This window comes from Bacillus cereus group sp. BfR-BA-01381 (genome assembly GCF_022663555.1).
Taxonomy (GTDB): Bacteria; Bacillota; Bacilli; order Bacillales; family Bacillaceae_G; genus Bacillus_A; species Bacillus_A pacificus.
Map to the genome: position 1 here is coordinate 1 of NZ_JAKUFR010000129.1, position 9,966 is coordinate 9,966.

The window sequence follows — 9,966 nt, forward strand, 5'->3', positions numbered from 1 at the left end:
CGTGACGGTAACCGTGATCGCAATCGTGAAGGTAGCCGTGATGGCAACCGTGGTCGTCGTGGAGAAGGTCAAGGTCGCCCAGGATCTTCAAACGGACGCGGCGAAAGAAAACATCATAGCCGTAAGCCACAAGCTTAATAGTAAAAAAGAGAATGCCCTTTTCCGGCATTCTCTTTTTTTATTTCTGTAATTGTACATACTACATAATAACTTGTGTAGAAATGAGGTGCTACATGCTTGTAAGACTTGGGTATGTTGCGATGAGTGTACATTTGAAAAACGCATCCCCATCTCAAACGATGACGTACGCGCAGTTTCAAAAAATAGATGATCGGGAAGCGGCGATTCGTAAACTTGAAAGAATTGCTAATTCGAATTTGGAAAATTGCTTACGGTTATTAAAACATAATAAAGGCCATGATATATCCTTTTTTCGACTTAGCTCTAAGTTGATTCCTTTAGCGAATCATGAGGAGTTGTTAGAGTGGAACTACATTCGTCCCTTAAAAGAAAATTTAAAGGTGCTAGGTGATTACGCTATTCGAATGAATATGCGTATTGATTTTCATCCAGATCATTTTGTTGTACTTAATTCACCTGAGGAGAATATTTTTAAACACTCTGTCAAGACATTACAAATGCATAGAAAATTATTAAAAGGTATGGGAATTGAACATAAGCAACGATGTGTAATGCATGTTGGGGGCGGATATAAAGATAAAGAGCTCGCATTAGAGCGTTTTATAGAGAATTGGTCTAATGTCCCAAGAGGTATTCAGGAAATGATTATGTTAGAAAATGATGATACAACTTTTACGCTCGAGGACACATTATATTTAGGAGAAAAGTTGGACATTCCCGTTGTATTTGATTTACATCATCATATGATGAATCATGATCGAGAAGATTGGCATGAAGATTGGGCGCGTGTTGTACATACGTGGGAATCGTCTTTGTTACCGGTGAAAATGCACATTTCTAGTCCTAGAGAGGGAAAAGACCCAAGGGCACATGCGGACTTTATTAATGTAGATACTCTTTTATCTTTTTTAAAAAAGATAAAAGGAAGTGTTCCGCAAATTGATTGTATGATTGAAGCGAAGAAGAAGGATGAGTCTTTATTTCAACTCATGAGAGATTTAAGTGAACAAACAGATGTGGAAATTATAGATGGTGCGAGCTTTTATATTAAATGAGCTCTGCACCATCGAGTTTTTTTGTTAATAGAGGAGTGCAAATACCACCAATGATTAATCCTGTTAAATGGCTGATAGGGTTGGCAGAGGGATTGAAAAAAGTGAATAGTAGTAATATACATATCATAATTGAAAAAATAGCGATGTCTCTTGGATTGGAAGAGCGATATCGGCTATACATTAGAAATAACTGTGCACCTAGTAATCCGAAAATACCACCAGATGCCCCGGCATGAATATATTCATGAGGCATAATAAGATAAGAGGAAATATTTCCGAGAATGCCAGAAAGGAAAAAAATAATGATGAAAGACAAGTGCCCTAGTTGTTTTTCAATAGAAGAGCCAAGCACGAATAAACAAATACTATTAAAAAGAAAATGTTGTAAGTCTACATGTACGAGCAGGGAAGTTAGGAGACGCCACCATTCTCCTTTAGCGATATATTCATTAGAAGCTGCCATAGGAAAGAGGGAAAAATCACCTAATATAATCATGATTAATTGTATGAGAAGTAAAGTGATGACGATTGGTTGTAAGGAAATGCGGGCGGATGGTATTAGCATGTTGTGAGTATCACTCCTTTTGCATCAGAAAGATTCTCTGTTATTCTTACAATATGAAAAAAGAAAGCTAAATAGAAGAAGGGGATTTTGAAATGATTGTAGGGATTGGAATCGACATTATTGAATTAAATCGAATTGAAAAAATGATAGATGGAAAGCTTAAATTTATGGAACGTATTTTAACTGAAAGTGAACGTAATGTTGCAAAGGGGCTGAAGGGAAGTCGCCTTATAGAGTTTGTAGCTGGAAGATTTGCAGCGAAAGAGGCGTATTCAAAAGCGGTAGGGACTGGTATCGGGAAAGAAGTGAGTTTTTTAGATATTGAAGTAAGAAATGATGATAGAGGTAAGCCGATTCTTATTACAAGTACAGAGCATATTGTTCATTTATCAATTAGTCATAGTAAGGAATTTGCTGTTGCTCAAGTTGTTTTAGAAAGCTCGTCACGCTAGTCTGCATATTTTATATCTTTGTCTCATATATTTGTGGTAGCGATAAGGAAGGTACATCTTCCATTCATTCATTTATAGGGGCAAAGGGGCTGAAGTGATGAAAAGGCGTCTGTTTTTAGTTCTTCTCGGTTTATTAACCGTTTTTGTGTTGGCCGGTTGTATGGAAAAGAAACAAGATGATGTTGTGAGAGATTTAGAGGCGAAAGTAAAAGGGTTGAAAAGCTATCAAGCTGAAGCGAAATTATCTATTAAAACAGGGAATGAGCCTCAGGAGTATAAGGTAGAAATATGGCATAAAGAACCTTCTTTTTATCGTGTGAATTTGCAGAATGCGAAAAAAGATCAAAGTCAAATTATTTTAAGGAATGAAGAAGGTGTATTTGTATTAACGCCAGCGCTTAATAAGAGTTTCCGTTTCCAAAGTGATTGGCCGCAAAATAGTAGCCAGGCTTATTTATACGAATCCCTTGTGAGGGACATTTTGCAGGATAAGAAAAACCTTACTTTTGAAAAAACAGATAAGTATTATATCTTTAAAACAAAAACAAATTATCAACACCAAAACATGTTGCCGAAACAAGAGATTACATTGAAGAAAAGTGATTTAACACCAGTTTCGGTGAAGTTAATGGATAATGATCAAAATGTTCTTGTGAAAGTAGATTTCTCTAAAGTGAAATTTGATGCGAAATTTGATAAAGGTGCATTTGATACGAAACAAAATATGTCTAGAGCGCAAGTAGATGTTCAAACGACAGCGAAAGAAGACAAACCATTTGCTATTTTGTATCCGCGTGATACGCCGCAAGGTATGACTTTGAAAGATGAAAAAGAGTTGAAGACAGACAGTGGCAAGCGTGCGATACTCACATACACTGGAAGTAAGAAATCCTTTACTTTAATACAAGAAAAGGCAAAAGTTGCAGAGGCTTCGTCAGCGATAAGTGTGAGCGGAGAATTGGTTGATCTTGGCTTTACAATTGGAGCATTGACGAAAGACTCTTTAACGTGGTCGCATAACGGAGTAGAATATATGCTCGTGTCTAAAGGTTTAGAGCCGAAGGAGCTGTTAATGGTTGCTCGTTCAGTTACAGAGAAGCAGGTGAAGTGAACTTCTTAGACGTGGTGATATATGTGCACCACGTCTTTTCTTAGTTTGAAGGGTGGATTTCATAAAAGAAGCATATAAAAGAATAAGCTTCGCATATCGTGTATAAGGAAGTGTATTTATGGAAGAAGCGCCATTTTACCGTGACACTTGGGTGGAAGTGGATTTAGATGCGATTTATAACAATGTTACACATATTAAAGAATTTATCCCAAGTGGTGTAGAAATTTTTGCCGTAGTTAAAGGGAATGCATATGGGCACGATTATGTACCGGTGGCTAAAACAGCATTAGAAGCGGGGGCGACAAGGTTAGCAGTTGCGTTCTTAGATGAAGCTTTAGTGCTTCGAAGAGCCGGTATTACTGCGCCGATTTTAGTGTTAGGTCCTTCTCCTCCTCGTGATATAAATGTAGCTGCTGAAAATGATGTAGCATTAACTGTTTTTCAAAAGGAATGGGTAGATGAAGCAATCAAACTTTGGGATGGTTCGTCTACGATGAAATACCATATTAATTTCGATAGTGGTATGGGGAGAATTGGAATACGCAAACGTAAAGAATTAAAAGGTTTTTTAAAAAGCTTAGAAGGTGCACCATTTTTAGAATTGGAAGGAGTTTATACACATTTTGCAACGGCAGATGAGGTGGAGACTTCTTACTTTGATAAGCAATATAACACATTTTTGGAGCAGTTAAGTTGGTTGAAAGAATTCGGAGTGGATCCTAAGTTTGTTCATACAGCTAATAGTGCTGCAACACTACGTTTTCAAGGGATTACATTTAATGCAGTACGAATTGGCATTGCGATGTATGGGTTATCTCCATCTGTAGAAATACGCCCTTTTTTACCGTTTAAATTAGAACCAGCGCTATCACTGCATACGAAAGTGGCTCATATTAAACGGGTGATTAAAGGGGATGGAATTAGTTATAACGTCACTTATCGAACGAAGACGGAAGAATGGATTGCGACTGTTGCAATTGGGTATGCAGATGGGTGGCTTAGAAGATTACAAGGATTTGAAGTGCTTGTAAATGGTAAACGGGTACCGATTGTAGGGCGAGTAACAATGGATCAATTCATGATTCACCTTCCTTGTGAAGTGCCTCTTGGCACGAAAGTTACACTCATTGGAAGGCAAGGAGATGAATATATTAGCGCTACAGAGGTTGCGGAATATTCAGGGACTATTAATTATGAAATTATTACAACGATTAGTTTCCGTGTGCCGAGAATATTTATACGGAACGGGAAAGTTGTGGAAGTAATCAATTATTTGAATGATATATAGAGGGTAGTATGATTTGCTTCTTGTCATGTGAGAGGACTTTTTGGTGGCTAAGAATAAGTTCGTTTTTTGACGAGAAGCTTTTTACTTATCATTACTTTTAACATAATTTAACGTGGAAACTCTTCCGTTTCTTTTTGTAATGAGATAAAAAATAAAAGAATATGAATGTTTTGTTTGTGAATTGGAAAACATAAGCAAGGAATAAGGAAGTCTTTGCAACAGGCTCCATACAATGGTATTATTACAATAGGTGTCATATATATATTTGGGTGTGTAGTTGACGGTGGAGGTGTATTTTTGTGTCCGAATCAAGTGTAACTACTGAAATCGTGGTTCGGTTGCCAAAGCAAATGGTAACGGAATTGGACGGAATTGGAAAACAAGAGAATAAGAATCGCCATGAACTAATTTGCCAGGCAACACAACTGTTATTGCGTCAACATAAGACGAAGAAACGCTACCAACATGAATCAATGCGACGTGGGTACATTGAAATGGGAAAAATTAATCTTGGTATTGCATCTGAAGCTTTCTTAGCAGAGTATGAAGCAGCTCATACAGTAGAACGCTTAGTTAGCGGGGGGTAATATTTTGATTGTAAAACGCGGCGACGTGTATTTTGCAGACCTTTCCCCAGTTGTTGGTTCTGAGCAAGGAGGCGTTCGTCCGGTTCTTGTCATTCAAAATGACATCGGAAATCGTTTTAGTCCAACGGTGATTGTAGCGGCTATTACTGCACAGATTCAAAAAGCGAAATTACCCACTCATGTGGAAATTGATGCGAAAAAGTACGGTTTTGAGAGAGATTCTGTTATTTTACTTGAGCAGATTCGAACAATCGATAAGCAGCGCTTAACGGACAAAATCACTCACTTAGATGAAGTGATGATGACTCGTGTAGATGAAGCGCTACAAATTAGTTTAGGACTAATAGATTTTTAAATCGGCAGTTTAAGTTGCTCTCTTTGAAGGGCAACTTTTTTTATTATAGAGGAGGTTACGGTTGTATATGGAAATGGTAGATAATCGACAAGCGTTAATGAAAATGTTAGTGAAGGAATTAGGCTTTACCGAAAAGCAAGTTCGTCATGTTATTCAATTAACAGAAGAAGGTAACACAGTTCCATTTATTGCTCGTTACCGAAAAGAATGGACAGGCTCTTTAGATGAAGTGCAAATTCGTACAATTTTAGAGAGATGGCAATATATGATGCAGCTTGAAGATAGGAAAGAAGAGGTTCTTCGTCTTATTGATGAGAAGGGGAAACTGACAGGAGAATTACGTCAGCAAATTGTGAAAGCTACAAAGTTGCAAGAAGTAGAAGATTTATATCGTCCGTATAAAGAGAAGAGAAGAACGAAAGCAACGATTGCAAAAGAAAAAGGATTAGAGCCATTAGCTGAATGGTTATTATTATATACGAAAGAAGATCCGAATCAGAAGGCAATGGAGTTTGTAAATGCCGAGAAAGAAGTGCAATCTGCAGAAGAAGCATTACAAGGTGCTCAAGACATTATTGCAGAAATCGTTTCAGATGAAGCGGCATATCGTAGTTGGATTCGGAATGTTACTTTTAGAAAAGGTGTTATGTCTTCGGCTGTAAAAGATGAAGAGAAAGATGAAAAAAATATATATGAAATGTATTACAGCTATGAAGAACCGTTGCAGAAAGTCGTGCCGCATCGCGTATTAGCGATGAATCGAGGTGAGAAAGAAGATATATTGAGAGTTTCTGTTGTTCCACCAGTAGATGAGATAGTAACTTTCTTATATAAGAAAGTAATTCGTGATAACGATTCAAAAAGTGCACAGTATGTAAAATTAGCAATAGAGGATGGTTATAAACGATTAATTCAATCCTCTATTGAAAGGGAGATTCGAAAAGAATTAACAGAAACAGCTGAGGAACAAGCGATACATATTTTCTCTGAGAACTTACGTAATTTGTTATTACAACCTCCAATGAAAGGAAAGGTTGTGTTAGCTGTAGACCCTGCATATAGAACGGGTTGTAAATTAGCTATCGTAGACGATACGGGGAAAGTTCTATATATTGATGTTATTTATCCGCATCCACCAGTGCGTAAATATGAAGATGCAAAAGCGAAAGTTCTTTCTATTATAGATAAATATCAAGTTGAAATGATTGCGATTGGGAATGGTACAGCTTCTAGAGAATCGGAAGAATTTATAGTTGATGTATTACAAAATGTGAAACGAGAAGTCTTCTATATTATTGTGAACGAAGCTGGTGCGAGTGTGTATTCGGCTTCTGATTTAGCACGTGAGGAATTCCCGGATTTACAGGTTGAAGAAAGAAGTGCGGTTTCTATCGGTAGACGTCTGCAAGATCCACTTGCTGAACTTGTAAAGATTGATCCGAAATCAGTTGGGGTTGGACAATACCAACATGATGTATCTCAAAAAAGATTAAATGAATCATTAACGTTTGTAGTAGAGACGGCAGTTAACCAAGTCGGTGTGAATGTAAATACAGCTTCAGTTGCGTTGTTGCAATATGTTTCGGGTTTATCAAAAACTGTTGCGAAAAATATTGTAGCAAAGCGTGAAGAAGAAGGGAAATTTACAAAACGAACAGACTTAAAGAAAATACCACGTCTAGGTGCGAAGACATATGAACAATGTATAGGTTTCTTACGTATATTAGAAGGGGCAAATCCGTTAGACCGTACAGGTATTCATCCAGAACAATATAAAAATGTTGAATTGTTATTGAAGAGTCTAGGATTATCAAAAGATGACGTAGGGCAACCGCAATTACAAAAGAGTTTAGAAGAAGTAGAGATTTCTAAGTTGTCGCAAGAAACGGGAGTTGGAGAACCAACATTAGTTGATATTATAGATGCACTCATTAGTCCAGAGCGAGACATGAGGGATGAGTTGCCTAAACCGCTTCTGAAAAAAGGGATTTTGAAATTAGAAGATTTAAAACGTGGTATGGAACTGGAAGGAACAGTTCGTAACGTTGTTGATTTTGGTGCTTTTGTTGATGTAGGTGTGAAACAAGATGGTTTAGTACATATTTCTAAACTAAGCAAACAATACGTGAAGCATCCGTTAGATGTTGTATCTGTCGGACAAATCGTCAAAGTATGGGTAGATGATATTGATACGAAAAAAGGTCGCGTTGCATTATCTATGTTGCCGATTGAATAGTAAGAGAAGAGAGCAGATGAAACTGCTCTTTTTTTATAGGATAAAACGTGTAATGGATTAAGAACTTTGATGTATTTTGCTATAATAAAACCAGCATTCATTTAATAATTTAATTTGATACCGGTTTTTTTCAAAATATGCGCGTTGCATTTGTTTTTTGAGCCATGTAGGCATAGGAATCCCTCCTTGTTTAATCCTACTCTCATAAATGTAAAGTAATATTGATGAGAGGTTGGTGAGTGGATTTCTATTTTTGCTATGTTTTTAGAAACCACGCTTCTTGAATGAGGATGGGTATATGTACTATTTAATATATGTATAAGAGAGGAGAAAAGTGTAAAAATATTTTTTTGTTTAGGAGGAATGAAAATGGATGAGCAAGAAATACAGCGGCTAGTGGAAGAAGTATCGCTACAATATTTCGGAATGCCGTTTTTACATAAGGCACTGTTTAATAGTAGGTTGCGTACAACTGGTGGACGTTATCTATTGAATACACACAATATTGAACTGAATTATCGATATTACGAAATGTATGGGAAAGAAGAATTAGTTGGAATTGTTAAACATGAACTTTGTCATTATCACTTACATATTACAGGAAGAGGATATAAGCACCGGGATAAGGATTTTCGCGAACTGTTAAAGGCAGTTGATGCGCCGCGGTTTTGTAAACGAATGATGAATGAAGAGAAGGAAAAAAAGGTTTATATGTATGAATGTATGGGATGCTCACTTCAATATGTAAGAAGACGTCAAATTAATACAAAAAGATATGTCTGCGGAAAGTGTAAAGGGAAACTAATCTTGATAAAGAAAACATCTTGACAGTGAAAACGCAATCCAGTATATTATAAACATGTCACGTTTGTACAAGATGTTGTGAAAAAACTTCTTGACTTACGATGAGAATTTTTATAAGATACAAATTGTCTTTATTATTCCGCAGTAGCTCAGTGGTAGAGCTATCGGCTGTTAACCGATCGGTCGTAGGTTCGAGTCCTACCTGCGGAGCCATACAGAGAAGTACCCAAGTGGCTCAAGGGGCTCCCCTGCTAAGGGAGTAGATCGCGAACGCGGTGCGAGGGTTCGAATCCCTTCTTCTCTGCCATTCATATTGGCCCGTTGGTCAAGTGGTTAAGACACCGCCCTTTCACGGCGGTAACACGGGTTCGAATCCCGTACGGGTCACCACTTCGGAGGATTAGCTCAGCTGGGAGAGCACCTGCCTTACAAGCAGGGGGTCGGCGGTTCGATCCCGTCATCCTCCACCATAATAGTATAATGAAAAGTGAAATGACATTAATGTAAAGATTAAATGGTCCCGTGGTGTAGTGGTTAACATGCCTGCCTGTCACGCAGGAGATCGCCGGTTCGACCCCGGTCGGGACCGCCATTTTAACTTCTGCTAATTGGCAGTTGTTTTTTATTGGTCATTATGGTACAATAACATTTGTCTTTGAAAATAAGATAAGTATTTCGATGGGCTATAGCCAAGCGGTAAGGCAACGGACTTTGACTCCGTCATGCGCTGGTTCGAATCCAGCTAGCCCAGCCATTTACGAGCCATTAGCTCAGTTGGTAGAGCATCTGACTTTTAATCAGAGGGTCGAAGGTTCGAGTCCTTCATGGCTCACTTTTGTTTTTTCCGCGCGGTCGTGGCGGAACGGCAGACGCGCTAGGTTGAGGGCCTAGTGGGGGAAACCCCGTGGAGGTTCAAGTCCTCTCGGCCGCATCGAAAATCTTTTTAAAAAAAGTACTTGCATTTGAAAATGCAGTATGATAAGATAATTGAGTCGCCAAAATACAACGACGAAAAAACATCATGAATAAGCGCCCGTAGCTCAATTGGATAGAGCGTTTGACTACGGATCAAGAGGTTAGGGGTTCGACTCCTCTCGGGCGCGCCAATTACGGGAAGTGGCTCAGCTTGGTAGAGCACCTGGTTTGGGACCAGGGGGTCGCAGGTTCAAATCCTGTCTTCCCGACCACGCGGGTGTAGTTTAGTGGTAAAACAAGAGCCTTCCAAGCTCTGGTCGAGAGTTCGATTCTCTTCACCCGCTTTTAGTTCTTTGAAAACTGAACGAAACAAACAACGTGAAACGTCAATTTTTATTTTAGATGCTAGACAAACTAACTTTATTGGAGAGTTTGATCCTGGCTCAGGATGAACGCT

General features: G+C 38.3%; 10 protein-coding genes and 11 tRNA genes. 19 read left to right on the forward strand and 2 right to left on the reverse strand.

The genetic code is table 11. The annotated features are described in order from the left end of the window. The first annotated feature begins 233 nt into the window (after positions 1-233). The gene (uvsE, locus tag MR079_RS26105; protein WP_242294904.1) at positions 234-1,196 is read left to right on the forward strand and encodes a UV DNA damage repair endonuclease UvsE; all 963 of its coding nucleotides are present in this window, start codon (positions 234-236) and stop codon (positions 1,194-1,196) included. Here the strand turns inward: uvsE and MR079_RS26110 are convergent. Further along, entirely contained in the window at positions 1,189-1,761 is a 573-nt protein-coding gene (locus MR079_RS26110) for a rhomboid family intramembrane serine protease (protein ID WP_139869636.1), read from the reverse strand. The two genes, uvsE and MR079_RS26110, sit on opposite strands and share 8 nt — an antisense overlap. A 92-nt stretch (positions 1,762-1,853) precedes the next feature. On the opposite strand from MR079_RS26110, the gene acpS reads away from it, so the two are divergent. From acpS to MR079_RS26140, 6 genes are all read left to right on the forward strand, one after another. Then, on the forward strand, positions 1,854-2,213 hold the full coding sequence (acpS, locus tag MR079_RS26115) for a holo-ACP synthase (protein ID WP_139869637.1): 360 nt from the start codon (positions 1,854-1,856) through the stop codon (positions 2,211-2,213). Positions 2,214-2,373: 160 nt separating this feature from the next. Further along, the gene (locus MR079_RS26120) at positions 2,374-3,324 is read left to right on the forward strand and encodes a LolA family protein (protein WP_029141035.1); all 951 of its coding nucleotides are present in this window, start codon (positions 2,374-2,376) and stop codon (positions 3,322-3,324) included. 118 nt (positions 3,325-3,442) lie between these two features. Further along, complete coding sequence (alr, locus tag MR079_RS26125) at positions 3,443-4,612, forward strand: alanine racemase (protein ID WP_242294905.1); 1,170 nt, start codon at positions 3,443-3,445, stop codon at positions 4,610-4,612. A 299-nt stretch (positions 4,613-4,911) separates the two neighbouring features. Continuing rightward, a complete protein-coding gene (locus MR079_RS26130; protein ID WP_000004570.1) occupies positions 4,912-5,199 on the forward strand; it encodes an antitoxin EndoAI in 288 nt (95 codons plus the stop codon). A 4-nt stretch (positions 5,200-5,203) separates the two neighbouring features. Continuing rightward, complete coding sequence (ndoA, locus tag MR079_RS26135) at positions 5,204-5,554, forward strand: type II toxin-antitoxin system endoribonuclease NdoA (protein ID WP_242294906.1); 351 nt, start codon at positions 5,204-5,206, stop codon at positions 5,552-5,554. A gap of 67 nt (positions 5,555-5,621) precedes the next feature. Next, positions 5,622-7,790, forward strand: a complete 2,169-nt coding sequence (locus tag MR079_RS26140) for a Tex family protein (protein ID WP_242294907.1) — start codon at positions 5,622-5,624, stop codon at positions 7,788-7,790. Positions 7,791-7,847: 57 nt separating this feature from the next. Here the strand turns inward: MR079_RS26140 and cmpA are convergent, their stop codons facing one another. Continuing rightward, positions 7,848-7,964, reverse strand: a complete 117-nt coding sequence (gene cmpA / locus MR079_RS26145; RefSeq protein WP_001143642.1) for a cortex morphogenetic protein CmpA — start codon at positions 7,962-7,964, stop codon at positions 7,848-7,850. A gap of 195 nt (positions 7,965-8,159) precedes the next feature. On the opposite strand from cmpA, the gene MR079_RS26150 reads away from it, so the two are divergent. The 12 genes from MR079_RS26150 (at position 8,160) to MR079_RS26205 (ending at position 9,853) form a co-directional block, all read left to right on the forward strand. Further along, on the forward strand, positions 8,160-8,618 hold the full coding sequence (locus MR079_RS26150) for a SprT family protein (RefSeq protein WP_000344243.1): 459 nt from the start codon (positions 8,160-8,162) through the stop codon (positions 8,616-8,618). A 114-nt stretch (positions 8,619-8,732) separates the two neighbouring features. After that, positions 8,733-8,807: transfer RNA gene (locus MR079_RS26155), tRNA-Asn, on the forward strand. Positions 8,808-8,810: 3 nt separating this feature from the next. Further along, positions 8,811-8,901 (forward strand) — tRNA-Ser (locus tag MR079_RS26160). An 8-nt stretch (positions 8,902-8,909) separates the two neighbouring features. Continuing rightward, positions 8,910-8,984: transfer RNA gene (locus MR079_RS26165), tRNA-Glu, on the forward strand. A 4-nt stretch (positions 8,985-8,988) separates the two neighbouring features. Next, positions 8,989-9,064 (forward strand) — tRNA-Val (locus MR079_RS26170). A 46-nt stretch (positions 9,065-9,110) separates the two neighbouring features. Beyond that, a tRNA-Asp gene (locus tag MR079_RS26175) sits at positions 9,111-9,186 on the forward strand. An 87-nt stretch (positions 9,187-9,273) separates the two neighbouring features. Further along, positions 9,274-9,348 (forward strand) — tRNA-Gln (locus MR079_RS26180). A gap of 5 nt (positions 9,349-9,353) precedes the next feature. Continuing rightward, a tRNA-Lys gene (locus MR079_RS26185) sits at positions 9,354-9,426 on the forward strand. 16 nt (positions 9,427-9,442) lie between these two features. After that, positions 9,443-9,525: transfer RNA gene (locus tag MR079_RS26190), tRNA-Leu, on the forward strand. Between the two features lie 98 nt (positions 9,526-9,623). After that, positions 9,624-9,700: transfer RNA gene (locus MR079_RS26195), tRNA-Arg, on the forward strand. Positions 9,701-9,704: 4 nt separating this feature from the next. After that, positions 9,705-9,781, forward strand: a tRNA-Pro gene (locus MR079_RS26200). Between the two features lies 1 nt (position 9,782). Continuing rightward, positions 9,783-9,853, forward strand: a tRNA-Gly gene (locus MR079_RS26205). Positions 9,854-9,966: the final 113 nt, after the last annotated feature.